At 61.5% G+C, this 25,361-nt stretch carries 23 protein-coding genes; 7 read left to right on the plus strand and 16 right to left on the minus strand.

The window, feature by feature from the left end:
• Positions 1 to 74 precede the first annotated feature (74 nt).
• The 12 genes from acsF to bchF form a co-directional block, all read right to left on the minus strand.
• Positions 75 to 1,223, minus strand: coding sequence for a magnesium-protoporphyrin IX monomethyl ester (oxidative) cyclase (gene acsF / locus Q1A20_RS20990; RefSeq protein ID WP_299410078.1), 1,149 nt, complete (start codon positions 1,221 to 1,223; stop codon positions 75 to 77).
• A complete protein-coding gene (locus tag Q1A20_RS20995) occupies positions 1,220 to 1,516 on the minus strand; it encodes a hypothetical protein (protein WP_298975331.1) in 297 nt (98 codons plus the stop codon). The genes acsF and Q1A20_RS20995 overlap by 4 nt, the downstream gene beginning before the upstream one ends.
• 19 nt (positions 1,517 to 1,535) lie before the next feature.
• A complete protein-coding gene (gene puhC, locus Q1A20_RS21000; RefSeq protein ID WP_299410079.1) occupies positions 1,536 to 2,003 on the minus strand; it encodes a photosynthetic complex assembly protein PuhC in 468 nt (155 codons plus the stop codon).
• Positions 2,004 to 2,009: 6 nt separating this feature from the next.
• Entirely contained in the window at positions 2,010 to 2,669 is a 660-nt protein-coding gene (puhB, locus tag Q1A20_RS21005; protein WP_299410081.1) for a photosynthetic complex putative assembly protein PuhB, read from the minus strand.
• 73 nt (positions 2,670 to 2,742) lie between these two features.
• Positions 2,743 to 3,510, minus strand: coding sequence for a photosynthetic reaction center subunit H (puhA, locus tag Q1A20_RS21010; RefSeq protein WP_298975335.1), 768 nt, complete (start codon positions 3,508 to 3,510; stop codon positions 2,743 to 2,745).
• Positions 3,511 to 3,532: 22 nt separating this feature from the next.
• Positions 3,533 to 4,975, minus strand: a complete 1,443-nt coding sequence (locus tag Q1A20_RS21015; protein ID WP_299410082.1) for a PucC family protein — start codon at positions 4,973 to 4,975, stop codon at positions 3,533 to 3,535.
• Entirely contained in the window at positions 4,972 to 5,715 is a 744-nt protein-coding gene (gene bchM, locus Q1A20_RS21020; protein WP_299410083.1) for a magnesium protoporphyrin IX methyltransferase, read from the minus strand. Before bchM ends, Q1A20_RS21015 begins: the two co-directional genes overlap by 4 nt.
• On the minus strand, positions 5,715 to 6,614 hold the full coding sequence (gene bchL / locus Q1A20_RS21025) for a ferredoxin:protochlorophyllide reductase (ATP-dependent) iron-sulfur ATP-binding protein (RefSeq protein ID WP_298975341.1): 900 nt from the start codon (positions 6,612 to 6,614) through the stop codon (positions 5,715 to 5,717). Before bchL ends, bchM begins: the two co-directional genes overlap by 1 nt.
• A gap of 94 nt (positions 6,615 to 6,708) precedes the next feature.
• Positions 6,709 to 10,281: a magnesium chelatase subunit H gene (locus tag Q1A20_RS21030; protein ID WP_299918532.1), complete on the minus strand. Its 3,573-nt coding sequence runs from the start codon at positions 10,279 to 10,281 to the stop codon at positions 6,709 to 6,711.
• Positions 10,271 to 11,833, minus strand: coding sequence for a ferredoxin:protochlorophyllide reductase (ATP-dependent) subunit B (gene bchB, locus Q1A20_RS21035; protein ID WP_299918534.1), 1,563 nt, complete (start codon positions 11,831 to 11,833; stop codon positions 10,271 to 10,273). The genes Q1A20_RS21030 and bchB overlap by 11 nt, the downstream gene beginning before the upstream one ends.
• Positions 11,830 to 13,116, minus strand: a complete 1,287-nt coding sequence (locus tag Q1A20_RS21040; protein ID WP_299410088.1) for a ferredoxin:protochlorophyllide reductase (ATP-dependent) subunit N — start codon at positions 13,114 to 13,116, stop codon at positions 11,830 to 11,832. Before Q1A20_RS21040 ends, bchB begins: the two co-directional genes overlap by 4 nt.
• Complete coding sequence (bchF, locus tag Q1A20_RS21045) at positions 13,113 to 13,625, minus strand: 2-vinyl bacteriochlorophyllide hydratase (protein WP_299918536.1); 513 nt, start codon at positions 13,623 to 13,625, stop codon at positions 13,113 to 13,115. The genes Q1A20_RS21040 and bchF overlap by 4 nt, the downstream gene beginning before the upstream one ends.
• 315 nt (positions 13,626 to 13,940) lie before the next feature.
• Between bchF and Q1A20_RS21050 the strand changes: the two genes are divergently transcribed.
• The 7 genes from Q1A20_RS21050 to Q1A20_RS21080 all read left to right on the plus strand — a co-directional run bounded on the left by Q1A20_RS21050 (position 13,941) and on the right by Q1A20_RS21080 (position 20,730).
• On the plus strand, positions 13,941 to 14,720 hold the full coding sequence (locus Q1A20_RS21050; protein ID WP_299410091.1) for a B12-binding domain-containing protein: 780 nt from the start codon (positions 13,941 to 13,943) through the stop codon (positions 14,718 to 14,720).
• Between the two features lie 59 nt (positions 14,721 to 14,779).
• The gene (ppsR, locus tag Q1A20_RS21055) at positions 14,780 to 16,138 is read left to right on the plus strand and encodes a transcriptional regulator PpsR (protein ID WP_299854991.1); all 1,359 of its coding nucleotides are present in this window, start codon (positions 14,780 to 14,782) and stop codon (positions 16,136 to 16,138) included.
• A 63-nt stretch (positions 16,139 to 16,201) separates the two neighbouring features.
• Complete coding sequence (gene chlG / locus Q1A20_RS21060; RefSeq protein ID WP_299918539.1) at positions 16,202 to 17,110, plus strand: chlorophyll synthase ChlG; 909 nt, start codon at positions 16,202 to 16,204, stop codon at positions 17,108 to 17,110.
• A complete protein-coding gene (locus tag Q1A20_RS21065; protein ID WP_299918542.1) occupies positions 17,107 to 18,396 on the plus strand; it encodes a BCD family MFS transporter in 1,290 nt (429 codons plus the stop codon). The genes chlG and Q1A20_RS21065 overlap by 4 nt, the downstream gene beginning before the upstream one ends.
• A 3-nt stretch (positions 18,397 to 18,399) precedes the next feature.
• Positions 18,400 to 19,578 carry a geranylgeranyl diphosphate reductase gene (locus tag Q1A20_RS21070; RefSeq protein ID WP_299918545.1) on the plus strand — a complete coding sequence of 393 codons (1,179 nt, stop codon included), beginning with the start codon at positions 18,400 to 18,402 and terminating at the stop codon, positions 19,576 to 19,578.
• Positions 19,575 to 20,114: an isopentenyl-diphosphate Delta-isomerase gene (gene idi, locus Q1A20_RS21075; protein WP_299918547.1), complete on the plus strand. Its 540-nt coding sequence runs from the start codon at positions 19,575 to 19,577 to the stop codon at positions 20,112 to 20,114. The genes Q1A20_RS21070 and idi overlap by 4 nt, the downstream gene beginning before the upstream one ends.
• A 316-nt stretch (positions 20,115 to 20,430) precedes the next feature.
• Complete coding sequence (locus Q1A20_RS21080) at positions 20,431 to 20,730, plus strand: chaperone modulator CbpM (protein WP_298975356.1); 300 nt, start codon at positions 20,431 to 20,433, stop codon at positions 20,728 to 20,730.
• A gap of 14 nt (positions 20,731 to 20,744) precedes the next feature.
• On the opposite strand, the gene Q1A20_RS21085 is transcribed toward Q1A20_RS21080, so the two are convergent.
• From Q1A20_RS21085 to Q1A20_RS21100, 4 genes are read right to left on the minus strand one after another with little or no spacing between them, the layout of a single operon-like run.
• Entirely contained in the window at positions 20,745 to 21,689 is a 945-nt protein-coding gene (locus Q1A20_RS21085) for a carbamate kinase (RefSeq protein ID WP_299918550.1), read from the minus strand.
• Entirely contained in the window at positions 21,690 to 22,691 is a 1,002-nt protein-coding gene (gene argF, locus Q1A20_RS21090; RefSeq protein WP_299918552.1) for an ornithine carbamoyltransferase, read from the minus strand.
• A gap of 4 nt (positions 22,692 to 22,695) precedes the next feature.
• Positions 22,696 to 23,919, minus strand: a complete 1,224-nt coding sequence (locus Q1A20_RS21095; protein ID WP_299740178.1) for an arginine deiminase — start codon at positions 23,917 to 23,919, stop codon at positions 22,696 to 22,698.
• Positions 23,916 to 25,358: a YfcC family protein gene (locus Q1A20_RS21100; protein WP_299918554.1), complete on the minus strand. Its 1,443-nt coding sequence runs from the start codon at positions 25,356 to 25,358 to the stop codon at positions 23,916 to 23,918. Before Q1A20_RS21100 ends, Q1A20_RS21095 begins: the two co-directional genes overlap by 4 nt.
• Positions 25,359 to 25,361 lie beyond the last annotated feature (3 nt).

A 25,361-nucleotide genomic window follows, 5' to 3' on the forward strand; every position in this document is an offset into this window, starting at 1 on the left:
GGGCGCGCAGGGCCTCGTATGGCCCAAGCGCCCGCGTGCCCCAAAGGTGCGCAACCTTATGCCGCGGTGTCGTTTCAATAGGCCGGCTCCAGCCGGGTGGAGGCGGGCACCTGGTGCTTTTTTGCCGGGATCGTGATCAACGAGACAAAGGCGCTCACCGCCCGCACCTGCGCGCCGATCTTGGCGAAGAAACGGCCCTCCTCAGAGGCTTTCGCCAGATCGGCATTGGCCTTTTGCATTTTCTCCAACCCGCGCTGCCAGCGCGGATGGTCGATGTCCAGCGTGATCGGGAAGATCTGTTCGCTGAGCTTGGAGGTCTTGGTGAAGACCTCATGCGCGTACCAGTCGGGATCGACGCCCAATGCTTCATGGAAGGCCGGGCGCTGGTGGTCGCGCACATACATCGTGGAATAGACCGCCGTGAGGAAGAACTTGATCCAGTAGACATTCATGCCCTGGGTCAGTTTGGGTTCCGTTTTCATCAGCAGCGCGAAGGCCTCGCCGTGGCTGAACTCATCATTGCACCATTCCTGGAACCACTTGAAGATCGGGTGGAACCGGTGTTCGGGGTGCTTCTCCAGATGCCGGAAGATGGTGATGTAACGCGCATAGCCGATCTTCTCAGAGAGGTAGGTCGCGTAGTAGATGAACTTTGGTCTGAAGTAGGTGTATTTCTTCTTCTGCGTCAGGAACCCGAGGTTCACCGCCACACCCGCTTCGCGCAGCGCATCGTTGATGAAACCGGCATGCCGCGCCTCATCCCGCGCCATCAGCTGGAAGAGTTGTGTGATGTCCTTGTTGTTGCCGCGCCGCTTCATCTCTTTGTACAAAACGCAGCCTGAAAACTCGGCGGTGCAGGAACTGATCAGGAAATCGATGAATTCCTTTTTCAGGCCGGGCTCCATGCCGTCCCAATCCACGTGGTCCCAGTCTTCGTTTTTCTTGAAGTGGCCCTTGTTGGGGTCAGAGACCATCTGGGCGATCAGCTTGTCCCAGTCCTCGCGGACCGGGGAGACGTCAATCGCATCCATCTCGTCAAAGTCGGTGGTGTAGAACCGCGGGGTCAGCAGCGTATTCTGCATCGCAACCTCGGTGGCCGATTTGCTGTCGAGAACGGATTGCGCTTCCTGCAGCTTCAGGCTCTCTTCGGCGTCCGTGATCTCGGAGGTATGTTTGGCGGTGGCTTTCGGCGCGTCGGCGGCGCGTGGGGTTTGGACGTTCATAGCGTGACCTCCTCGGAGAAGGAAAATTCACACAGCTCCATGACCTCGAAGTCGCCCGTCAGGCGGGTCCAGAGCTGCTCAAGCTTGCTGGCGCGGATGATCGTGGCTTCGCGCTCCTCGGTGACGATCTCACCGAAGGGGGCCATGATTTCGCCGCCGTGCACCTGTACCTCGTCACCTGGATAGATGACGGCACCGTTGTTGAAACGGACATGCGCATGCAGGCTTTCGAATTTGTGGCTGATTTCGACGGTGCAGGGGGCACGTTCGAAATCCTTTGTCAGTAGTCCCATGAGTGGCTTCCTCCTCGGGTTAGGGTTGGTCCAGCAGTCTGGCGAAGACGCGGGAATTGGATGCGCCGAAGCCCATGAGCTCGGCAGACCATCCGGTGACGGGGTCGAAAAGGGAGAGGCGATTGCCCTCCCGGAGTTGTAGTAGAACGGGCGCGCTCATATCCGCGCCGATCTTGCCGCGTTCGCGGGCGATGACACGTTCCACACCGGCGACAAACCCCCCCTTGTCGGAGGGAAAGTCGGCGATCATCGTGCCATGGGCATCCAGCACCCGGGCCGCCCCGGAGGCATCGCCCGACAGGTGAATGGCGCGTTCCTTGATGATGGCCGCGACCGGGGGCGTGTTCTGCACCGGGCGGCCGGTGAGGGTGGCCAGGCTGACGATCATCAGAACGCAGGCGACAAGGCCAAACATGACACGCACCAGGATGCGCGGGACCAATTCGTCCGGTTTGGCGTGAATGCGGGGGTGCGTTTGTGTGTTCATGGCCCGCTACTCCGCCGCAACGGCCGTTTGGGGCAGGACCCGCGCCACTTTCGGCACGGCGATGCGTGCCTCTGCGGCTTCGGCCAGCAGGGCGGCGACCTTTTCAGCCTCCGGAATGCAGCGCAAGGCGGGCTGTGTGCGTTTGATGTGCCAGGGGCGGACATGGGGCCAGCAGACCAGATAGCTGAGCCGGGTCTCTCCCATGGTTTCCAGCGCGATGGTGCCGGTGCCACGCTTGCGCAGATCGAGCATCGCATTGCTGACCTGGGTGTAGGGCAGGTTCAGCGTGACCGTGAGGGCGGCGCCGATGCGCATCACCACGCGGGCATCGGTGACCGTGTACATGGTGGCGCGCGCCTGAACATAGGCCACCAGCATCAGCAGGCCGCAGACCACGACCCCCAGCAGCAGGAAGGGCACGGCAGAGCCAATCGCCTGACCCATCGGCAGCAGATCCACCACCGACGTAAAACGCCAGATCGCCAGCAGGGCGAAGTACCCGGCAACCCATTTGAGGTTCAGGGATTCGATGCTCAGCGCCCACCAGTCGGGACGACCCTGCCAGAGAATCTGCTCCCCCTTGGGCGGCTCTTCGGGCAGCCCCTCGATGGGTTCGATCTCGAAATCGTCGTGCCCATGGGTGGGCGGTGATGGCGTATGAGACATGGCGAGTATCTCCTTGATGCGGTTTCGGTCAGCGCGCGGGGCTAGGCAAGCCCCAGGCGCGGTTCAACGTGGTTCAGAGCTTGGGCTCGGCGCGGTCACCGGCAAAGAGCTTGCCGCCGCCATAGTAGCCGGAGATCTTGTCTTCCTCGAGCAGGGTCACCTGACGCGGGCTGGCAATCGTCGGGATCGTGGCGAAGTGCTTGCCATAAAGCGCGTGCACCGCGACCCGGTTGGATTTGATCTTGGCAAAAGTGATTGGCATCAGACGATTGCCGGACCCCCATTTGCTATCAAGTTCCATTTCCAGATAGCGGACGAGCTGCTCCGGCTCATCCAGCCACATGTCGACGATCTTACCGACGATCTCCCCGTCCCCGGCAACAACCGGCAATCCGCGCGGATCGCGCCCGGCAGCGACGTGAAAACCTTCGGCGCCGGACATCGGCACAATCTTCGGATGACCGTGGCCGTCGAGTTCAGGATGATCCTTGCGCGGCGCCCAGGACGCGGGGCCGACCCCATCCAGCATCGGATCGCCGGTGGGCTCCAGCGGGTAGCCATTGCCGGGACCGGTCCGTTTCAGCGCAATATCCTCGCGTTCGGGCGCCTGTCCGCTGGGTACGGTCACCTCACCGCGTCCGTGCGGCAGTTTGAAGGTCTTGTCCTCGGGCAGGGGCCACATGCTGGGGTTGGACGACTTGTTGCCCTCATCGTCTTCCAGAGGATAGCCTTCGCGCATGTTTTCACGCTGGATCCAGATGATCAGGATCGCGAAGAAGATGTAAAAGAGCCAGAGCGACAGGCTCGCCAGATCAAATTCGCCAAAGAATGTTCCAGTCATGTTTTTTCCTCCTGAAACGGGGTCATGTTGGGAAATCGGCAAGGCCCAGGGGGCGTTGCGCGGGTTCTGGTTGGGTCAGGGGGCCGCTGCGGCGGACAAGCGGTCCCAGGATCACGAGGGTGACGAACAAAAGGCCGATCTCGACGTGGTACACAAAGGAATAGCCGGTCGCGGGGGACACCAGACCTTCGCCCAGGACGCCGGACATGGCGATGGAATCAATCCAGTCACGCAATGACCCACCGATGGCGATAGAGAGCCCTGCGGCTGTCGCCTGTGCGGCCCCCCAGGCCCCGAGCGCCAATCCGCGCCCCGAGGTCCCGGTTTCGGGCAGGGTCATGCAGGCGGTCAGCGTGGCAACGGCAAAGAGCCCGCCGCCAAAGCCAATGAGCCCTGCGCCCGCGAAAAAGAGCTCGGGCGAGTTCATCGGGGCCGCGAAAATGACGATGGAGAAGGCCCAGATGCCCGCCAGAATACCCGCGCCTGCAAGCCGGAAGGAATTGGACCCTGCGGCCAGACGTTTGCCCGCCAGCGCAAAGCCCGCCAGCGCGCCCAGCGACCACATGGCGGTCAGTAGGGTCGTGGAAGATACTGATAATCCAAGGATTTCTCCGCCGTAGGGCTCCAGCAGCACATCCTGCATGTTGAAGGCCATGGTGCCGACAAAGATGCAGGCCAGCAGGCGCCCGGCCTGTCCGCCGCTGATGAAATCGGTCCAGGCATCGGAGAATTTGGGGCGCGGGGCTGCGCGCTCTTCGCGGCTCATCGGTTGCAGGCTCTCCTGCTTCCAGAGGGCGATCAGGTTCAGCACGATGGTGACCACAGCGGTGGCCTGCACCACCTGAATGAGCTTGATCGAGGTGAAATCGCGCAGCAGAAACCCGATGATCAGGGAGGAGATGCCCATGCCCACCAGGAACATGACATAGAGCAGCGCCACGACCCGGGGCCGCGTTTCATCCGTTGCCCGGTCGGAAGCCAGCGCCAGACCCGCCGTTTGGGTCATATGCATGCCCAGTCCGGTCATCAGGAAGGCGAGCGCGGCGAGCACTTCGCCTGCAAAGGGCACTTCGATGTAGACATCACCGCCCAGCACCAGCAGCGCGGACGGCATGATCGCCAGCCCCCCGAACTGCCACAGCGAGCCGAACCAGATGTAGGGCACGCGTTTCCACCCGATGGCAGAGCGGTAGGTATCCGAGCGGAACCCCAGCAACGTGCGGAACGGGGCAATCAGAACTGGCAGGGCGATCATCACGGCGACGATCATCGCCGCGACGCTCAATTCGACAATCATCACCCGGTTGAGCGTACCCAGCAGCAGTACCGCGGCCATGCCAACCGAGATTTGAAACAGCGACAGGCGCAGCAGTTGGCCCAACGGCAGATCAGCACTCGCGACGTCAGAAAACGGCAGCGCGTTCATCGACAGTTGCTTCAGCCGAGGGGCGACGCTGCCCTTCATGCCCGCACCTCCATCGCCTGAGAGATGTAAAATCCGGAGGAGACCCGCTCCACCGGGCGGACCAAGCCGCGCACGCCCTGCGCTCTGGCGGCCTGCGCCAGCGGTTGATGTGCGTGCGGGACCATGACCGGGCTGCGATCCGACCGCGGGAAGAGCTTGCCCGCATACCACATCGCCATCAGCATCCGTGTGCGCGGGGCGACGGTAAAGACAATCGTGCGGTTGGTGCGTTTTTCCAACCCGGCCAGCGCCGTGCCGATGTCGGCTGCATCGTAGTAGATCAGGCTGTCCATCGCGACCACGTGATCGAAGCGGCCCAGCGAGGCGCTCAGCATATCACCCGAGGTGAAGATCACCTGTTTGCGATACTCCGGCGGCAGGCGCAGCTCTGCGATGTCCACCAGCTGTGGTGAGATGTCGATGGCCGTCACCTCGGCCCCCCGCGCGGCCAATTCCGCGGTCATTTGCCCGGCACCGCAGCCCGCATCCAGCACCCGCTGGCCGGAGAGGTCCGCTGGCAACCGGCTCAGCATCAGCGCGCGCATCTGGTCGCGCCCGCGTCGCACGGTTTCGCGGATTTTCGACACCGGCGCGTCCGAGGTCAACCGCTCCCAGGTCTTGGTCGCGGTCTTGTCAAAATAGGTCTCTACCCGGTCACGTGTCGCATCATAGCCGGGCCGCGCCTTTGTGGCGGGCTCGGGCGCAGCGGGCTGTGACGGGAAGGGAACGAGGTCGCGCATCAATCAAATCCCAGCAGCTCAAAGATATCGCGGTCCGGCAGCGGGGCAGGGGCCAGCGGCTCAGTACCGTTCCACAGCGTTTCTGCGAGGCGGATGTATTCCTTGCGCACCTGCACGATCTCCTCATCATCCGGCATCTCGAAGAGCGTCTTCTTCTTCAGGCGGGACCGGCGGATCGCATCCAGATCCGGCATATGCGCGATCCGGTTGAAGCCCACGGTCTTGCAATAGCGGTCGACCTCGTCAGTTTCGCGGGACCGGTTGGCCACGCAGCCCGCCAGACGTACCTTATAGTTGGCCGATTTCGCCTGCACGGCGGCGATGATCCGGTTCATCGCATAGATGCTGTCGAAATCATTGGCCGTGACGATCAGCGCCCGGTCGGCATGCTGCAACGGAGCTGCAAATCCCCCGCAAACCACATCGCCCAGCACGTCGAAGATCACCACATCGGTGTCTTCCAGCAGATGATGCTGTTTTAGCAGCTTGACCGTCTGGCCAACCACATAGCCACCACAGCCGGTTCCTGCGGGCGGTCCCCCCGCCTCGACGCATTTCACACCGTTGAACCCGTCGAACACGAAATCCTCCGCCCGCAGTTCTTCGGGGTGGAAATCCACCTCCTTGAGAATATCGATCACCGTCGGCACCAGCGAACCTGTAAGGGTGAACGTGCTGTCATGCTTCGGGTCACACCCGATCTGCAACACCCGCTTGCCCAGCATCGAGAACGCCGCCGACAGGTTGGAAGAGGTCGTCGATTTGCCGATCCCGCCCTTGCCATAGACGGAAAAGACCTTGGCGCCCTCGATCTTGGCGCTTTCGTCCTGATGCACCTGCACCGACCCTTCGCCATCCTGACCCCGCAGGTTGGGCGGTGTTCTATCCAGTGGGCTCATGTCCATGTCCTTTCAAAGGGGCGCACACCCCCTGCTTCTTCTGGCTTAAAATATCCCCGCCGGAGGCTCCGACGGTTGATTTTCCAAGAATCGCTCATTGCGCAGCGATCCCTTCGAGTTGGTCCTCCAGCGCGTCAGCCGCGTCTTGCAGCGCGGCCAGCGTTTCGGCATCCGGGGACCAGTAATTGCGGTCGTGGGCTTCCAGCAGACGGTTGGCCATGCGGCTGGAAGCGGTGGGGTTCAGATCGGCAAGCCGCTGGCGCATCTCGGCATCCAGCACGAAGGTTTCTGAAATCCGCTGGTAGACCCAATCGTCCACCTGCCCGGTGGTGGCGGACCAGCCCAGAGTATTGGTCACATGCGCCTCGATCTGGCGCACGCCTTCGGGCCCGTGCTTCAACAGCCCCTCAAAGAACTTCGGATTGAGGCTGCGCGCGCGGGTCTCCAGCGCGACCTGATCTTTCAGCGTGCGGACCTTGCCCGCGCCGCGGGTCTGATCCCCGATATAAACGGCGGCATCCGACCCTTTGGCGCGTTTCACCGCGCGGGCGATCCCGCCAAGCGTGTCGAAGTAGTGATCAACCGTGGTGACCCCCAACTCAACCGATTCCAGGTTCTGATAGGCCACATCCACTTCCGCGAGGGTCGATTGCAGCAATGCCGCATTGGCCGCTGCCTTACCGTCGGTGCCATAGGCAAAACTCTTGCGCGCTTCATAGGCATCGGCCAATTCGTCCTCATCGCCAAAGGCCGAGCTGTCCACCAGCCCGTTCACGTTCGAGCCATAAGCCCCTTCGGCGTTGGAGAAGACGCGCAGGGCGGCCTCTTCCATCGCGCAGCCGGTTTTCTCTGCGTAGGCCAGCGCGTGGGCGCGGATGTAATTCTGCTCCAGCGGCTCCTCCGCTGTGGCGCACTTCAGCGCTGCTTCGGCTAGCATGCGCGTCTGCAAGGGCAGCAGATCGCGGAAGATGCCCGAGAGGGTCATGATCACGTCAATGCGCGGGCGCCCGAGGTCTTCCAGCGGAATGAGATCAGCGCCGGAAATCCGCCCGAAGCTGTCAAAGCGCGGAGTGCACCCCATCAATGCCAGCGCCTGCGCAATCGGGCCGCCGTCGGATTTGATGTTGTCGCTGCCCCAGAGCACCAGCGCCACCGTGCGCGGCAGGCTGTCATGTGTCTCCAGCAGCAGTTGTGCCTGCTTTGCGCCGTCCTGACAGGCAAAGGCCGTGGGCATCCGGAAGGGATCAAAAGCGTGGATATTGCGGCCCGTGGGCAGGATTTCAGGCGACCGGATCAGATCACCGCCCGCCACAGGCGCCGTGAAATGCCCGGCGAGCGCTGCCATCAGCGCGTCAAGCTCGGTTTCCTGCTGCAACAGGTGATCAACGCGTGCCCGCGTCTCCTCATCCACATCCGGCAGAATGCGCAGATACTCGGCCCGTTCCGCATCGCTGAGCCGCTCGCCCACCACATGCAGGCCCTCGGGGATCAGCGCGTCCTCAGTTTCCAGCAGCTTGATCCAGAGTTTCTCGGCAGGCACCCCGTCCATATCGACGGCGGCGGCCTGCTCAGCGATCAGCGCTTCCAACTCGTCGCGTTCGACCGCGTCGGGTGCCGTGCTGCGCCAGCGGGTCAGGCTGTCCTTGAGCTCCGCAAGTCCTTTGTAAAGCCCCGCCGTCGCCAGCGGCGGCGTCAGGTGGCTGATGGTCACCGCATTGCTGCGCCGCTTGGCCAGCGTCGCTTCAGACGGGTTGTTGGCCGCATAAAGATAGACGTTCGGCATGTCGCCGATCAGCCGGTCCGGCCAATCCGCGCCTGACGGTCCCGCCTGCTTGCCGGGCATGAATTCCAGCGCGCCATGCATCCCGAAATGCAGCAGCACATCGGCCTTCAACGTGTTTTTCAACCAGAGATAGAAGCTCGCAAAAGCATGCGTCGGTGCAAAGCCGCGCTCAAAGAGCAACCGCATCGGGTCGCCTTCATAGCCAAACCCGGGCTGCAGCCCGACAAAGACCTTGCCGAACTGCTTGCCAAGGACAAAAACACCACGCCCGTCCGATTGCACACGGCCCGGCGCGGGACCCCATTGCGCTTCGATCTCGTTCAGCCAGGGGGTGTTTGCGACTATTTCATCGGCGCTGACATGGGCCGCCACATTTGCTTCCTGCCCGTATTGCGCGGCGGTACCTTCCAGAACCTCGGCCCGCAGAGCGTCGACAGAAGCCGGGACTTCAACATCGTATCCTTCAGCCTTCAAACGGTTTAACGTATTGAAAAGACTTTCAAAAACACTGAGATAAGCGGCAGTGCCAGCAGCCCCCGCATTGGGCGGGAAGCCAAAAAGCACGATCCCGACCGTGCGATCAAAGGTTTCCGACCGACGCAGTTTGGCCTGACGTTCCGTGCGCGCAACCAAAGCCTCAACCCGCTCCGGGCAGGGGGCCATCGCCTTGGCCTGCTCGGTGCAATCGCAACTCCGATTACAACCGTGGCATCCGTTCTGACCGTGGCGCCCGGCAAAGACGGTGGGCGTCGTGGCCCCGTCGAGCTCGGGCAGTGCGATTAGCATGGTGGTCTCGATCGGTCCCAGCCCTTGCGCGGAAGCCGACCACTGGTCGAGCGTTTGGAATTCCAGCGGGTGCGCGGCGATGTAGGGCACGTCCAGCGCTTTGAGCACGTCAATCGCCGCCACGTTGTCATTGTAGGCCGGGCCGCCAACCAGTGAGAACCCCGTCAGCGACACCAGCGCGTCAATCTTCACGCCCTGTGCGTCGCGGAAATAGGCATCAATCGCCGGGCGCCCGTCCAGACCTCCGGCAAAGGCGGCCAGAACGCGGATACCCCGCGCCTCGAAACCCCGGATCACCGCGTCATAATGGGCCGTATCAGAGGACAGCACGTAAGAGCGCATCATCAGCAACCCAACCGTCAACTGCGCGGCCTTTGGGGCCGGAACGGCGGTGGCATCCGTGGTGATGCGCCCGGGCAGGTCGGGATGGTAGAGACCCGCATCCGGGTATTCGATGGGCGCTGCCGCATCAGGCGCCGCTTTCCAACCGGCGTCTTTTGCGTAGCGCCCCAGCAGAAAACGCACCATCGCCTCGACGTTGTCGTCTGACCCACCCAGCCAGTATTGCATGGTCAAGAACCATGCCCGCAGGTCCTGGCTCTTGCCCGGGATATACTTGAGGATTTTCGGCAGGCGGCGCAGCAGCGCCATCTTCTGCGCGCCCGACGAACTCGACGGTTTGGACGACCCGCGCAACCGCTTCATCAGCTTCATGGTGCCGGATTGCGGTGCCATCATGTCGAGCGCGCCCATCCGGGTCAGCTTCACAATCGCCGCATCGGCAATCACGCCGATCATCGCATCGCAATGGTCACGACGGCCTTGCAGGCTGGGCAGGATGCGCGAAATATGTTCTTCGAGAAAGAGCAGGTTGGCAATGATGATATCCCCGGTCTCCACCGCTTCTTTTGCCGCTTCGAAGGCGCCCGGCGTCTCACCCCATTCTGCCGCCGCATGGATCGACAGCGACAGCCCGGGATAATCCGTGCTCAGCCGGTCCATCGCGCGCATCGCCGGACCCGCCGCATGGCTGTCCAGCGTCAGGATCACGACGCGATACCCGGGCAGACGCCCGTTTATGCCCCGGTCATCGCGCATAATGGGCCTTTGCCTCGTAAAGCGTGTCGATGCTGATCTCGGATACGCCGCGTTCCGTGGCAAAGGCCTCGGTATTCCGGCGCGCCTTGCCGCGCACGAAGAAGGGGATCTTCTTCAGCTCCCGTTCCGCATCGTCCAGCCAGATCACGTTCGATGTCGGTGTTGCATTCTCTTGGCCGGAAATATCCCGGGGGGAAGGCGCAGCCTGGGGGGCTGGCCCCCCCGCCACATCCGGTTTCGGCGCATGGCCACCGTGGTGTGACGGTCCCGCCGCATCGTGGAATTCGAAATCATCGCGGAACATGTGCAGCAGATGCTCTTCCAGTCCCATGACCAGCGGATGCACCCAGGTGTCAAAGATCACATTGGCGCCTTCGATCCCCATCTGCGGCGAATAGCGCGCCGGGAAGTCCTGCACGTGTACGGGGGCGGAGATGACGGCACAGGGAATGCCAAGACGCTTGCCGATATGGCGCTCCATCTGGGTGCCGAGGATCATCTCGGGTTGCAGCGCTTCGATCACGCGCTCGACCTCGAGGTAGTCGTCGGTGATCGTGGCTTCGACGCCATATTCCTTGGCCAACGCACGGATCGGTCGGGCCATTTCGCGGTTGTAACAGCCCATGCCCACCACTTCGAAACCCATCTCATCCCGCGCGATGCGGGCAGCGGCGGCCACATGTGTGCCGTCGCCGAAAAGGAACACGCGTTTGCCGGTCAGATAGGTGCTGTCCACGGATTTCGAATACCAGGGCAGACGCAGGCGGCTGTCATCCAGATAGGGTTTCACGCCGGTGATCTCAGCCACCTCGCGCACGAAATCGCGGGTGGCGCCGACCCCGATGGGCACGATCTTGGTGTAGGGTTGATCCAGCTCCCGTTCCATCCATCGGGCCGCAGATTCAGCGGTCTCGGGGTACATCAAAACGTTGAAATGTGCAGCTCCCATCCGGGCAATGTCAGATGGCGAGGACGTCATCGGGGCCACCACATTCACGCTGATGCCCATATCGGAGAGCAGCGAGGTGATTTCGGTGATGTCATCGCGATGCCGGAACCCCAGAGCGGTCGGCCCGATCAGATTGCAGCTGATCTGCGCCGTGCGGTCCATCGGTTTGGCCAGCGCCCGCACGATCTGGAAAAAGGTCTCATCCGCGCCGAAGTTCTCCTTGCGCTGGTAGCTCGGCAGTTCCAGCGGGATGACAGGCACGGGGATGTCCATGGTTTCGGCCATGCCACCCGGGTCGTCCTGAATGAGTTCTGCGGTGCAGGAGGCACCGACAATCAGGGCTTCGGGTTCGAACCGGGCATAGGCATCCTGCAGCGAAGTTTTGAAGAGGTTGGCTGTGTCAGATCCCAGATCGCGCGCCTGAAAGGTCGTATAGGTGACGGGCGGGCGGTGGTCGCGCCGTTCGATCATGGTAAAGAGCAGATCGGCATAGGTATCGCCCTGCGGCGCGTGCAAAACGTAGTGCAGACCTTTCATGCCGGTGGCCACGCGCATCGCGCCAACATGCGGCGGGCCTTCATATGTCCAGACCGTCAGCTTCATGCACTGGCCTCCAGCTTCAGGAGGTCCGCGCGGCGCACCGGGCGGGAGAAAAGCCCGGCGAGATCACCAGCCTGTTCGTAGAAGTGCACGGGCGTGAACACCAGCTCGATGGCCCATTTCGTGGCCAGCCCGTCCGCTTCCAGCGGATTGGCAAGACCAAGGCCGCAGACCGTCAGATCGGGGCGGGCGTTCCGGCAACGGTCAAGCTGCAGATCAACGTCCTGCCCTTCGGAAAGGGTGGGTCCCTGGGCCAGCATATCGAGATCGGGGCCAACGATGCCCTTGTGAATGAAGGGCGCGCCAACCTCCAACGCCTCCATCCCGCATTCGCGGGTCAGGAAACGGGCGAGCGGGATTTCCAGCTGGCTGTCGGGGAAGAAAAAGATCGACTTGCCGCGCAGCGCTTCTGAGGCCTGCGCAATGGCCTTGCGGGCCCGTGCGCGGGGGGCCGCTGTCACCCTGTCGAAGGTCTCCGCATCCACACCGAATTCATCGGCGATCACGCGCAGCCAGGCCGTTGTGCCTTCTTCACCGAAGGGGAAGGGTGCGGCCAGGTGGCGGGCGCCCCGGCTTTCAAGCGCGGCGTGGGTATCCCCGAGGAAGGGTTGCGTGAGGGCGAAAACGGTGTTGTCGCCAACCCCCAGATCGGTATCGGCGCGGGGGGCCGGCAGTACCTTGATCGGGCCGATGCCCATCTCTGAGAGCAGGGAAACCGCCTGTTCCTCGACCACATCAGGCAGCGCCCCGACGAGCAGCAACTGTCGCGTTTCCGTCTTGGGCAGCACCGGGACCATGGAAGCCAGACAGGCGTCTTCGCCCTGGGTGAAGGTTGTCTCGATGCCGGACCCGGAGAAATTCAGCACCCGCACGGAAGGTGCATATTTCTCGGTCATCCGCTCCGCGGCGCGGGCAAGATCCAGCTTGATCACCTCCGAGGGGCAGGAGCCGACAAGGAAAAGCTGGTTGATATCGGTACGGCGGGCCAGCAGCTGATCCACCACCTTATCAAGCTCGGTCTGCGCATCGGCGAGGCCTGCAAGGTCGGTTTCTTCGAGAATCGCTGTGCCAAAGCGCGGTTCGGCGAAAATCATCACACCGGCGGCGGATTGCAGCAAGTGGGCGCAGGTTCTGCTGCCCACAACGAGAAAAAACGCGTCCTGCATCTTGCGATGCAGCCAGATGATTCCTGTCAGGCCACAAAAAACCTCACGCTGGCCCCGCTGCTTCAGAATCGGTTCTTCGCGACATCCGCCAGAGGCGGCGAGGCGTGGCAGTTCGGTCATGCGCTCGCCTCCTGCGGCCGGTTAAGGTCGGATTGTGCCTGCAATCTGGCCGCCCGCAGCTTCAGCAAAAACTGTGCTGCATTGATGACGTAGGCGGCGTAGGCCGCGAGCGCCAAGAACATGAGCGATACGGGGGGCAGCGCGTCCGTGAACAGCGCCCAGAGGTAGCCGGTGTGCAGCGCGATCACGGCAAAGGAAAACACGTCTTCCCAGAAGAATGCGGGGGCGAAAAGGTATTGACCGAAAACGATTTTTTCCCAAATCGCGCCGGTGATCATGATCAGGTAAAGAACGGCGGTTTTCAGCACGATCGAGAGGGTCGCGGCCTCATAGCCCAAACCGCTCCAGAGATACCGCAATACAAGCACAAGAGAGACCAGAAAAACGACAAACTGAAGCGGCGCCAGGATGCCCTGGATCACCGTCCAAACCGTCTCATCACGCCGTATGCGCTCTTCTGCCGTGTACAGACCTGCCGGTGCGGATTTTGGAGCCTTGTGGCTTTGCATCGCGCGGATCACCTCTCCCGTTTTCTACCCTCAACGGTAGCTTTTTTGTCGGAAAAGTGTCAACTATAACTTACACATGTGACGCGTCTGATTTACACATCGCTCAGACGGTCTTTCGGCACAAATATGCGTATAGGCCTTTAAATCTTAACGAAATAGCTGGATTTACCCTATATTTATGGCCCAAATCCAAGGTGAAAATGTCAATTTGATTTGACATTATGGTGTTCAGGGCAGAGATTTGATGCCAATAGCGACTTCAATTGGGCTTTTGCTCTTTCAAATCCAAATTATACTGTTCGCTCAGGTGGTACTATGTCGCAAGATGACCAGTCAGACACGCGAGGCCTGCAACAGAGCCGGCCAAATGAAGTGGGCGTTTTTGCGACCCGCGTCATCTCGGCATTGCGCGAGCGTCAGGTTGTCTGCAGCGATGGGGTTCGCCAATTCGTGCTGGATCATCTGGTTCGCGCCATTCTGACACCTGGTGACTGTGATCCGGCGCAGCTGTTTGAAGAGCTGCGCGGCCATCGTCTGACCGTTGATGCCGTCATAGACCTCTATATTCCGCGCGCGGCCTGCTGCCTGGGTCAAAGCTGGGTCGATGATGACATTACCTTTGCCGATGTCACAGTTGGGGCCTTGCGGTTGCAGGCATTGCTGGAGGAAGCTTCCGCACAGTCACGGCTAGAGCTTGTCACCAATGATGCACGCCTGCGCGCCATTGTGGTTCTGCCGCGCGGGGAGCAGCATTTTCTGGGTGTGAGCGTCGTGGCGGCCCAACTGCGCCGCATGGGCTGCGAGGTGTCGGTTTCCTTTGATGAATGCCTGGACGCGCTCAGTGCCCGGGTGATCGAAGAGCAACCCGATATGGTGTTGATCTCCTGTTCGCGCCGCGAGACCCTTGAAACCATCAAGGAGACGGTGCAAGTAATCCGGCAGGTGCCAATGGGGCCGATGATCGCTTTGGGCGGCGCGGTGATGTTGGATACCGACGATTTGAAGGAACGTACGGGCGTTGACATAGTGACTGGTACTGCGAAGGACGCCGTTGCGTTCTGTTCAAAACGCGCACATGCGCTCTCCCGATTATGACAACCGACGGAAATACGTTCTGGAGCAGCGGCGCTGTTCCCTTGATAGAGCCGGAGTTCTTGAGCAGTATCATCGGGGCTGCCTCGGACATCGCGCTTGTCGTTTCCGCCGAGGGTATCATCCTTTCCGTTGTTCTGAACGCGCAGAGCGACTCTTTCGGCAATCTCAAGCATTGGGAAGGGCGCCCGGTCGTCGACTTTCTGACGCGTGAATGTGTGCCGAAATTCGAGACCGCCCATGAAGCCTATATGGCGGGCGAGGTGCCGCGCAAACCACTGGAGCTGAACCACAGCGACAATGCCGTCTGGCAATATCCCGTGCGCTATACGTTCCACCGTTTCGGGCAGGAAAATGCCGCGCTGTTGCTGGGCCGCGATCTGCGACCCATCGCGGAGACGCAGCAACAATTGGTGCAGGCGCAGATTGCGCTGGAGCAGGGCTATGAAGCGCGGCGGGAATTTGATGCGCGCTTTCGCGTGCTGCTGGCCAATTCCGATGAGGCGACCGTTTTTGTCTCTGTCCGGTCTGGCCGGGTAGATGATGCCAATGAGGCGGCTGCAAATCTGCTTGGCGTCAAGCTGGAGTCGTTGAAGGGCAGCAGTTTTGCACAGCACTTCGCGGATCGCTCCAACGTGGAACTGACCGAGAGCCTGATGAACGCGACCTTGTCCGAAGAGGGCGGGCGCGTGACCTTGAAGGCCAGCCGGGGCCGCCAGACGCTTGTTGTCAAGCCGGTGGTGTTCCGCGCGGGCGGTCAGCGCGTTCTGCTTTGCCGTATTGCCAGCGACGAGGGGACAGAGAAGTCGCCCGATGTCGCGGCGGCCCAGGCGCTGGATCTGTTCCGCACGGGCAGTGATGCAATGATCTTCATGACCGGCAAGGGCGTCATCACCTCGGTGAATGAAAGCTTCCTGGATGTCATTGGTGCTGCCCATCTGTCTGATGTGGTCGGGCGCAGTTTTGCCGATTTTCTTGGGCGCGGTCAGATCGACCTGAGCGTTTTGACGGATCACCCGAAAAAGGGCGGGCAGATGCGCATCTACGCGACCAAGTTGATCAATGATCTGGGCGCGCGTCTGACGGTCGAGATTTCGGCGACCCATCTGGAAGAGGCCAATGACGTTGTGATCGGCTGTGTGATCCGCGATGTCAGCCGCGTCGAAGCCGCCCGTCCGCAGTCCAGTGTTCCCAGCCCCATGGCCCCTGAATCCGCGCGCAATGTGATGGATCTTGTCGGGTCGGCCTCGCTCAAGGATATCGTGGCTGAAACCACGGATGTGGTTGAGAAGATGTGCATCGAAACCGCAGTCGAACTGACCGGCAACAACCGCGTGGCGGCGGCCGAGATGTTGGGGCTGTCCCGGCAAAGCCTCTACGTGAAACTCCGCAAATACGGGTTGCTCAGCAAAAACGGCTAAATCTGTCTGCGTAGCCTTTCGGTCCCTCTTGCGCCGACTCAAAGTGTCAGCCATAGTTTACACATGTCTGTCACTCAGGTCATACAGTCGCGCCGTTATCCTGAACCAGCAGCAGCGCTGCGACTCATCAAACCCATCACATGGTTCCCGCCAATGTGGGCCTATATCTGTGGCGTGATTTCCTCAGGTGTCGCGCCCGCCGGTCACTGGGGCGTCGTTATTTTAGGTGTTGTCCTCGCTGGGCCCATCGTCTGCGGCATGAGCCAAGCGGCCAATGACTGGTGCGACCGGCATGTGGACGCCATCAATGAACCGGACCGTCCAATCCCCTCCGGGCGTATCCCGGGCAAGTGGGGTTTGTGGATCGCTTTGGCGATGTCCGTTCTGTCCCTTTTTGTCGGCTGGCAATTGGGCCCTTGGGGTTTTGGCGCCACCGTCGTGGGCGTGCTGGCGGCCTGGGCCTATTCCGCAGAGCCGGTGCGGCTCAAACGGTCGGGCATCTGGGGGCCGGGGCTGGTTGGTCTGAGCTATGAAAGCCTGCCCTGGTTTACCGGCGCTGCGGTGTTGAGCGCGGGCGCACCGTCGATTTACGTGATCACTGTTGCGCTGCTCTATGGCATTGGCGCGCATGGCATCATGACGCTGAATGATTTCAAGGCCCTTGAAGGCGACCGGCAAACCGGCGTGCAATCCCTGCCAGTGACGCTTGGCCCCGAGCGCGCGGCCAAGGTGGCCTGCACCGTCATTGCGGTGCCGCAGGTCATTGTCGTGGCGCTGTTGCTCTTCTGGGACAAGCCCCTGCACGCCCTGGGTGTTGCCGCTTTGCTTTGCGCGCAGTTCTGGGCCATGACCGTGATGTTCAAGGATCCCAAGGCCAAGGCGCCCTGGTACAACGGCACCGGCGTCTTGCTCTATGTCAGCGGCATGATGATCACGGCCTTCGCCGTGCGCAGCCTGGGGGGTGCACTATGAGGCTCAGCTGGATCGCGATTGTCAGGCTGGGATTGGTGCAGATGTGCCTCGGGGCGATTGTGGTGCTGACTACCTCGACCCTGAACCGCCTGATGGTGGTGGAACTGGCCTTACCCGCGGTGCTGCCCGGCCTGCTGGTGGCGCTGCATTACGGCATCCAGATCACCCGCCCGAACTGGGGGTTTCTGTCCGACACCGGCGGCAATCGTACCCGCTGGATCATCCGTGGTATGGCGGCGCTGGCCCTTGGGGCGATGCTGGCCGCCTATGGTGTCGCGGTGATGGAGGCTCAGTTTGCCCTTGGTCTGCTGCTCTCGGTCGTTGCTTATGCGCTCATTGGTCTGGGGGTCGGCGCGTCGGGCACATCGCTTCTGGCGCTGCTTGCAACAGCGACGGCGCCCGCACGCCGGGCGGCTGCGGCAACCATCACCTGGCTGATGATGATCGCGGGTATTGCTGTCACAGCGGGCGTGGTTGGCGCGCAGCTTGACCCCTATTCGGTGAGCTTGCTTTTGAAGATCGTGGCCGTGGTGACGGGGGGTGCCTTCCTGCTGACCTGTCTAGCAGTCTGGGGCATTGAAGCGCGGGTGGAGGCGGCACCGGTAGCCACACCGATGCCCTTCCGCGAGGGGCTGGCCGAGGTCTGGGCCGAACGCAAGGCGCGCAATTTCACCCTGTTCGTTTTTCTGTCGATGACCGCTTACTTCATGCAGGAGCTGATCCTGGAACCCTATGCGGGTCTGGTCTTTGGCTTCACGCCCGGTCAATCCACTTCGCTTTCGGGCGCGCAAAACGGGGGTGTCTTTCTGGGCATGGTGCTGGTTGGCATCATGTGCACCGGTTTCAAACTGGGCAGCCTGCGCGCTTGGGTGATCGGCGGCTGCATCGGGTCTGCTGCGATGCTGGTCGGGTTGACGCTGATGGGCCAGATCGGCGTGGGCGCGCCGCTGATGCCCGCCGTTGTGGGCCTTGGATTTTTCAACGGCGTCTTTGCCGTCGCCGCCATCGGATCGATGATGGCACTGGCCGGGCAGGGCCGCGAGGCGCGCGAGGGGACCCGGATGGGCCTTTGGGGTGCCGCACAAGCGCTGGCCGCCGGGTTTGGCGGGTTGCTGGGGGCCGCATTGGTTGACGTGATGCGGGCGGCGGTCATGGGCACCGACGCCACAGCCTTCGGCACGGTATTTCTGATCGAGGCAGCGCTCTTTGTGGCGGCTGCATATATGGCACTGCGGGTGATGGAACGCCCCGCCGTGCCGAACGGGTCTTTGGTTCCGGGAGAATGAGCCATGTATGATGTCGTTGTCGTTGGCGGCGGCCCCTCGGGGGCCACAGCAGCACTTGATCTGGTGCAGTCGGGCCACAAGGTGGCGCTGCTGGACCGGGAAGGGCGGATCAAACCCTGCGGCGGCGCGATCCCCCCCCGCCTGATGCAGGATTTCCACATCACCGAGGATCAACTGCTGGCCAAGGTGAACACCGCGCGGATGATTTCGCCCACTGGGCGTCATGTGGATATTCCGATTGAAAACGGCTTTGTCGGTATGGTGGACCGCAAGGATTTTGACCCCTTCCTGCGGTCCCGGGCGGCGGCGGCTGGTGCGGATTACATCACAGGCACCTTCGTGCGGATCGAACGGGATGCGCAGGGGCCATCGGTGATTTACCGCGACAAGGTGGACGGGTCCGAGCATGCCCTGGCCTGCAAGCTGGTGATCGGTGCGGATGGCGCGCGCTCCAAAGTGGGGCGCGCGGAAGTGCCCGGCGGCGATACAATCCCTTACGTGCTGGCCTATCACGAGATCATCAAGGCCCCGCCGAAGTCCGAGGTCTATGACCCCAAGCGCTGTGACGTGATTTATGATGGGGAGATTTCGCCCGATTTTTACGGCTGGATTTTCCCGCACGGCGACAGCGCGAGTGTCGGCATGGGTACTGAGATTTCTTCTGTCGATCTCAAGCAGGCCACCGCCGCGCTGCGTGACAGCGCCGGTTTGACCGATTGCGAGACCCTGCGTCGGGAAGGGGCCCCCATTCCACTGAAACCGCTTGACCGCTGGGACAACGGCAAGGATGTCGTGCTGGCAGGCGATGCCGCCGGCGTCGTTGCACCCTCGTCAGGCGAGGGGATTTATTATGCGATGGTGGGGGGGCGTGTGGCCGCCACCGCCTGTGCCGCAACGCTGGCCTCGGGTCGGGTGAAGGACCTGCGGCTGGCGCGCAGCCTCTTCATGAAAGAGCATAAAACCGTATTCCGCGTGCTGGGTTCGATGCAGAACGCCTATTACCGCAGCGACGAACGGCGCGAACGGTTTGTGTCCCTGTGCCATGATATTGACGTGCAGCGGCTGACCTTTGAGGCCTATATGAACAAGAAGCTGGTCAAAGCGCGGCCCATGGCGCACCTGAAAATCGGCATCAAGAACCTTGCACATCTGACCGGACTTGTGGCACCGACGCGCGTATGACGATCATGATCCCGGCCTGGGTAGACGGCACATTGACACCGGTGGAAAAGCTTGAGGCGCACTTGAAGGGGCTGCGCCACAAGGCGGTGTCGGTCTTTGTGCTCAATGGCGACGCGGTGCTGATGCAGCAGCGTGCGATGTGTAAATACCATACGCCGGGGCTTTGGACGAATACCTGCTGTACGCATCCCGAGTGGGACGAGACGCCGCTGGACTGCGCCATACGCCGCTTGAACGAAGAGATCGGCGTGACTGGCGTGCAGCCCGAACACCGCCACCATCTAGAATATCGTGCAGACGTCGGCGGTGGATTGACCGAGCACGAAGTCGTCGATGTTTACGTGGCACAGGCCAACGCCGATTTGTCGGTCACGTGCAATCCGGATGAGGTCATGGCTGTGGAATGGGTTCGCTTTGCCGATCTCAAGCGTCAGGTGGACGAGACCCCGGAACGGTTCACGCCGTGGCTGCGCATCTATCTGCGAGATCATGGGCAGACGATTTTTGGCGATTTGGCTCTGGCATCCGCGTCCTGAGACGAACCGCTCGTGGGATTTGTGACGGCGCGTGGTCGACTGACATGAATCAATAATACCCCATTAAATTTGACTATTTTTCCGGCCAGTGAAAACACGGAAAAAGACTCGATGAACTTCAAGACGGACAATGGCGCCGCGGGCGATATGCGCGCTGGTAGATTTCTGACAGACCCAGATGCACCCGAAAGCGTTGCCAAACTGCGCCTTGAGCGGCGACAGGGTTGGGGATACGGCGCCTGCCCAGACGTGCCGCCTCTGAACAGGGCAAGCGAGATATCCTTTGCCCTTGGCGATCATCTCGGAGGATAGCGCGATGAAAAAGGCAACCCTGCGCAACGACTTTGTCGATACCCTTTCCCTCGCGGATCTATGCCGTTTTTGCCGGGCGGATGAAGCCTGGGTGGTTGATCTGGTGGAACACGGTGTTCTGGCCCCCCAGGGATCATCGGTTGAAAACTGGCAATTCTGCTCCGTCAGCATCGTGCGTGCGAAAAAGGCGCGGCGGTTGAACCGCGACCACGGGATCAACACCGCCGGGGTGGCGATGGTGCTGGATTTGCTCGAAGAACGGGCGAAGATCCTGCGGGAGCTTGCACGCAGTAACGTGCTTTGATCGCGAAGCTGGTTTCAGGCCCGTTGATACGCCGCTGATTGATCGGATGCGCCTGTTTCGGCGTCTTCTGCAAGACTGACCCGGGTGCCGGTGGTCCCGTCGATCAGCTGCATGGTATCCGCCAGATTGCCAATGGCGGCAAACCCTCCCGTCGCCCTGGCGAATTCGCAGGCCGCATCAACCTTTGGCCCCATCGACCCGTTCGGAAATGAGAATGCCGCCATTTGGTCCGGGGTTGCATGGGTGATGAGGGCCTGCTCCGGCGTGCCCCAACCGGTAAAGACACCTTTCACATCTGTCAGCATCAGAAATGCATCCGCCTCCAGATCGCGGGCCAGAAGCCCACTGGCGTGATCCTTGTCGATCACAGCCTCCACGCCGATCATCGTCCCATCATCCTTCTGAACCACCGGAATGCCGCCCCCGCCCGCGCAGATGATCACCACGCCCTGACCCAGCAAGATCCGGATCACGTCGATTTCCAGAATGCGTTTGGGGCGCGGTGATGGCACGGTCCGGCGAAAATGCGCACCATCCTGACCAATGGTCCAGCCTCGCTCCGCCCCGAGTGCTGCGGCTTCCTCTTCGGTGTAGATGGCGCCGATGAATTTGGTCGGGGCCTGAAAGGCGGGATCGTCCGGGTCAACCTCGATCTGGGTCAGCAATGTCGCGTATTTGGCCTCCGGCCTATAGGCATTGTCCAACTCCTGCTGCAGGACATAGCCGATCATGCCATCCGTTTCGGCCCCGAGCACATCGAGCGGAAAGGCCGCACCCTGCAAGGCCAGATAGCCGACCTGCGGGCCGTTCCCGTGGGTGATCACCACCTCGTGCCCGGCCTCCAGAAGCTGTGCCAGCGCTTTGGCGGCGACGCGGATGCTGGCGCGCTGGCTGTCGCCGGTCAGTGTTTCACCGCGGATGGACAGGGCGTTTCCGCCCAAAGCAACAACAATACGCATTCAGGACCCCAAAGTTGCGACGAGAACCGCCTTGATCGTGTGCATGCGGTTTTCAGCCTGATCAAAAACGATGGACGCGGCACTTTCAAACACGTCCTCGGTCACTTCCATCGCGTCCAGACCGAAGACCTCGCGAATATGTGCACCGATCTCCGTGTCACTATTATGAAACGCCGGCAGACAATGCATGAATTTTGTCTGGGGGTTGCCAGTCATCGCCATGACGTCCGGTGTCACCTGATAGGGCATCAACAGCTTGATCCTGTTGGCCCAGGCGCTTTCCGGCTCCCCCATGGAAACCCAGACGTCGGTATATAGAACATCGCATTCGCTGACACCCTGTTGCACGTCCTCGGTCAGCAAAATGCGCGCGCCGGTGCTCTTGGCCTCCGCCAGTGCCAGGTTGACGATGGCTTTCTCCGGCCAGAGCGATTTAGGTCCGCAGAGCCGCACGTCCATCCCCAGTTTCGCAGCCCCGATCAACAGGCTGTCGCCCATGTTGTTGCCAGCGTCCCCCAGAAAGCAGAATGCAATCTGGCCGAGCGGCTTGTCGACGTGCTCGGTCATGGTCAGCACATCCGCCAGGATCTGCGTCGGGTGGAATTCATCGGTGAGACCATTATAGACCGGTACGCCGGACCATTCCGCCATTGTTTCGACAACCACCTGACCGAAGCCGCGGTATTCGATGGCGTCATACATCCGCCCCAGAACCCGCGCCGTGTCCTTGATGCTTTCCTTCTTGCCGATATGGCTGCCTGTGGGGCCCAGATAGGTGACATGGGCCCCCTGATCATGGGCGGCCACTTCGAAGCCAACGCGGGTGCGGGTCGAGTTTTTCTCGAAGATCAGCGCGATTTCGCGCCCCTTCAGCATCTGTTGTTCGGTCCCGGCGTATTTTGCGGCTTTCAGGTCGGCGGCAAGCTTCAGCAGAAACCGGATTTCCGTGCCGCTGAAATCTCGCAGGCTCAGGAACGAACGGTTTTTGAGGTTATACGCCATAGGTCTACTCCACAGGATCGCGGGCGATGGGACAGGTCATGCAATGGCCACCACCGCGCCCCCGGCCCAGTTCAGCGCCCCGAATGGTGATAACCTCGACCCCGGCCTTGCGCAGCAGGGTGTTGGTATGCACGTTGCGGTCATAGGCCAGCACCACGCCGGGCTCCAAGGCGACGACGTTGTTGCCGTCGTCCCACTGTTCCCGTTCCTGCTCGAAACGATCGCCGCCGGTTGCAATGGTGCGCAGCGATTTGAGCCCCAGTGCCTCTTCGACCATATCGAAGATGTTGCCCGGGTCTTCCTTGACGCGCAGGCCGCGTTTGTCGTCGGGGTAGAGGGCATAGCATCTGATCTTGTCCGCCACCCGGGTGAAACTGGTCACCAGATCGCGGTCACAGAAGGAGAAGACCGTATCGAGATGCATGGCGGCCCGGGACGCGGGCATTTGGCAGGCGATGACCTGCTCCGCCGCACCATGTTTGAACAGCGATACCGCCAGCTGGCCCACCGCCTGCGGAGTGGTGCGTTCCCCCATGCCGATCAGCACGCATTTGTTGCCGATGGGCATGACATCGCCGCCTTCGAGGGTGGCGGGCCCGTAGTCCTGATCGGGATTGCCCCACCAGATGTTTGTCTTGCCGGCAAAACGGGGATGGAACCTGTAGATGGCCGCGGCGATGAGGGTCTCCTGCTGGCGCGCGGGCCAGTGCATCGGATTCAGCGTGACGCCGTCATAGATCCAGCTGCTGGTGTCACGGGTGAAGATGAGATTGGGCAGGGGCGGCAGGACAAAACCATCCGGGCCCAGAAACCTGCCAAACATACTTGTGGGCTCAAATGGCAGCTCATGCACGGCGATGCCGCCGGTCAGAAACCGCGTCAGCCCAAGCGCGGGCATCTCGTCCAGCCAGGCACGCAGATCATCCAGCATGCCGACGCCAATATGATCTTCGGTGATCTTGCGATCCAGCAGCCAGCGGCGTGCTTCGAGGTCGCTCAGAATATCGGTCAGCAAATCGTGCTGGTCGAGCACCTCGATGTCGCGATCCCGCATCTTGTCGCAGAGGGTAAAGTGATCTTTGCGCGCTTCTTCGACCCAGAACACATCGTCAAAGAGTAGCGCGTCGCAATTGCTGGGCGTGAGCCTTTCATGCGCCAGACCGGGCCGCGACACCATTACGGTGCGCAATTTTCCAACCTCCGAGTGGACACCAAGGGGGACAATCACAGCAGCACCGCCGCGCTGAGCAGTCCGGTTGAAATGAGCGACAGGATGATCAGAAGCGGCCAGATGAACCGCAGCCACTTGTTGTAGGGCACCCGCCCGATGGCCAGCCCGCCAACAACAACCGCATAGGTGGGGGCCACAAGGTTCGTGATCCCGATGGCCGTCTGAAAGGCGGTGACGGCAAGGTCACGGCTGACCCCGGCGAAATCCGACAGCGGGGCCAGGATCGGCATCGTGAGCACGGCGAGGCCGGAGGTCGAGGGCACCAGAAAGCTCATCAACGCCTCGATGCCAAAGAGGGCGGTGATGAAGGTGACCTCGGACATGCCCGAAATCCAGCCCTCAAAGGTATGCAGAAACGTATCCGTGATATGGCCCTGATGCATGATGATCACGATGCCGCGCGCGAGGCCGATGATCAGGGCCACGCCCAGTAGATCGCGCGCGCCGTCAATGAAGGCGTTCACCACGGGTTTTTCGCCCATCCAGGCCACTGTGCCGGTCACGATGGCCGCACCCAGAAACAGGGCCGACATCTCCGCCATCCACCATCCTTGCGAAGCCACGCCCCAGATCATGGTTGCGAAGGTGGCCACAAAGAGCACAAGGACAATGATCTGAACCTCGGTCAGCTTGTCCGGTGCGGCAGTATCCCGGCGCTGCAGGAAATGCGCCTCATTCGCGGCTTTCATGTCTGCAACAAGTGATCGCGACGGGTCGCGCCGGACGCGTTCGGCATAGCGCATCACAAATACGACCGCAGCCAGCCAGGACAGGCCGAGAATGGCAAAGCGCAGCAGGATGCCTTCGGTGAAGGCAACGCCCGCCGCATCAGAGGCGATTGCGGTCGAAAACGGATTGATCGTGGAGCCGATCACACCCACACCGGCGCCCAGCATGATCACCGCCACACCGGTCAGCGCGTCATATCCGGCCGCGATCATGATCGGGATCAGCAACAGGTAAAAGGCCAGCGTTTCTTCGGCCATGCCATAGGTCGTTCCGCCCGCTGCAAACAGCGCCATCATGATCGGGATCATCCATTTTTCGCGCCCGGCGAGCCTACGCATGGCCAGGGAAATGCCGGTATCAATGGCACCGGTCGCGGTGACAACGCCGAGAAACCCGCCAACGATCAAGACAAAGAGCGAGACATCGATGGCATTGGCCTCATAGGTCGCGGGGTCATAAAAGCCGGCGATGGGGGCCATCACCACGCTGATGAGGTTTTGCGGTGCGGCTTCGACCAACTGATAGGTGCCCGGCACCGGCACGTCTTTTCCCAAAAGCGCGTTGGCGGCGCGCTCATATTCGCCCGCAGGCACAATCCAGGTCAGCACCGCCATGACACCGATCAGGGCAAAGAGGATCGTATAGGCCGTGGGGAACCAGCCGATAGACGGGTGTTCGGTTGAATCGCTCTGCGAGGTCAGGGTCACATG

Source organism: uncultured Roseobacter sp., assembly GCF_947501835.1.
Classification (GTDB): Bacteria; Pseudomonadota; Alphaproteobacteria; order Rhodobacterales; family Rhodobacteraceae; genus Roseobacter.

What these genes read in the sequence shown, in the direction of transcription:
- acsF (WP_299410078.1), bottom strand. Translation starts at nt 1,223, where the DNA reads ATGAACGTCCAAACCCCACGCGCCGCCGACGCGCCGAAAGCCACCGCC.
- Q1A20_RS20995 (WP_298975331.1), bottom strand. Translation starts at nt 1,516, where the DNA reads ATGGGACTACTGACAAAGGATTTCGAACGTGCCCCCTGCACCGTCGAA.
- puhC (WP_299410079.1), bottom strand. Translation starts at nt 2,003, where the DNA reads ATGAACACACAAACGCACCCCCGCATTCACGCCAAACCGGACGAATTG.
- puhB (WP_299410081.1), bottom strand. Translation starts at nt 2,669, where the DNA reads ATGTCTCATACGCCATCACCGCCCACCCATGGGCACGACGATTTCGAG.
- puhA (WP_298975335.1), bottom strand. Translation starts at nt 3,510, where the DNA reads ATGACTGGAACATTCTTTGGCGAATTTGATCTGGCGAGCCTGTCGCTC.
- Q1A20_RS21015 (WP_299410082.1), bottom strand. Translation starts at nt 4,975, where the DNA reads ATGAAGGGCAGCGTCGCCCCTCGGCTGAAGCAACTGTCGATGAACGCG.
- bchM (WP_299410083.1), bottom strand. Translation starts at nt 5,715, where the DNA reads ATGCGCGACCTCGTTCCCTTCCCGTCACAGCCCGCTGCGCCCGAGCCC.
- bchL (WP_298975341.1), bottom strand. Translation starts at nt 6,614, where the DNA reads ATGAGCCCACTGGATAGAACACCGCCCAACCTGCGGGGTCAGGATGGC.
- Q1A20_RS21030 (WP_299918532.1), bottom strand. Translation starts at nt 10,281, where the DNA reads ATGCGCGATGACCGGGGCATAAACGGGCGTCTGCCCGGGTATCGCGTC.
- bchB (WP_299918534.1), bottom strand. Translation starts at nt 11,833, where the DNA reads ATGAAGCTGACGGTCTGGACATATGAAGGCCCGCCGCATGTTGGCGCG.
- Q1A20_RS21040 (WP_299410088.1), bottom strand. Translation starts at nt 13,116, where the DNA reads ATGACCGAACTGCCACGCCTCGCCGCCTCTGGCGGATGTCGCGAAGAA.
- bchF (WP_299918536.1), bottom strand. Translation starts at nt 13,625, where the DNA reads ATGCAAAGCCACAAGGCTCCAAAATCCGCACCGGCAGGTCTGTACACG.
- Q1A20_RS21050 (WP_299410091.1), top strand. Translation starts at nt 13,941, where the DNA reads ATGTCGCAAGATGACCAGTCAGACACGCGAGGCCTGCAACAGAGCCGG.
- chlG (WP_299918539.1), top strand. Translation starts at nt 16,202, where the DNA reads ATGTCTGTCACTCAGGTCATACAGTCGCGCCGTTATCCTGAACCAGCA.
- Q1A20_RS21065 (WP_299918542.1), top strand. Translation starts at nt 17,107, where the DNA reads ATGAGGCTCAGCTGGATCGCGATTGTCAGGCTGGGATTGGTGCAGATG.
- Q1A20_RS21070 (WP_299918545.1), top strand. Translation starts at nt 18,400, where the DNA reads ATGTATGATGTCGTTGTCGTTGGCGGCGGCCCCTCGGGGGCCACAGCA.
- idi (WP_299918547.1), top strand. Translation starts at nt 19,575, where the DNA reads ATGACGATCATGATCCCGGCCTGGGTAGACGGCACATTGACACCGGTG.
- Q1A20_RS21080 (WP_298975356.1), top strand. Translation starts at nt 20,431, where the DNA reads ATGAAAAAGGCAACCCTGCGCAACGACTTTGTCGATACCCTTTCCCTC.
- Q1A20_RS21085 (WP_299918550.1), bottom strand. Translation starts at nt 21,689, where the DNA reads ATGCGTATTGTTGTTGCTTTGGGCGGAAACGCCCTGTCCATCCGCGGT.
- argF (WP_299918552.1), bottom strand. Translation starts at nt 22,691, where the DNA reads ATGGCGTATAACCTCAAAAACCGTTCGTTCCTGAGCCTGCGAGATTTC.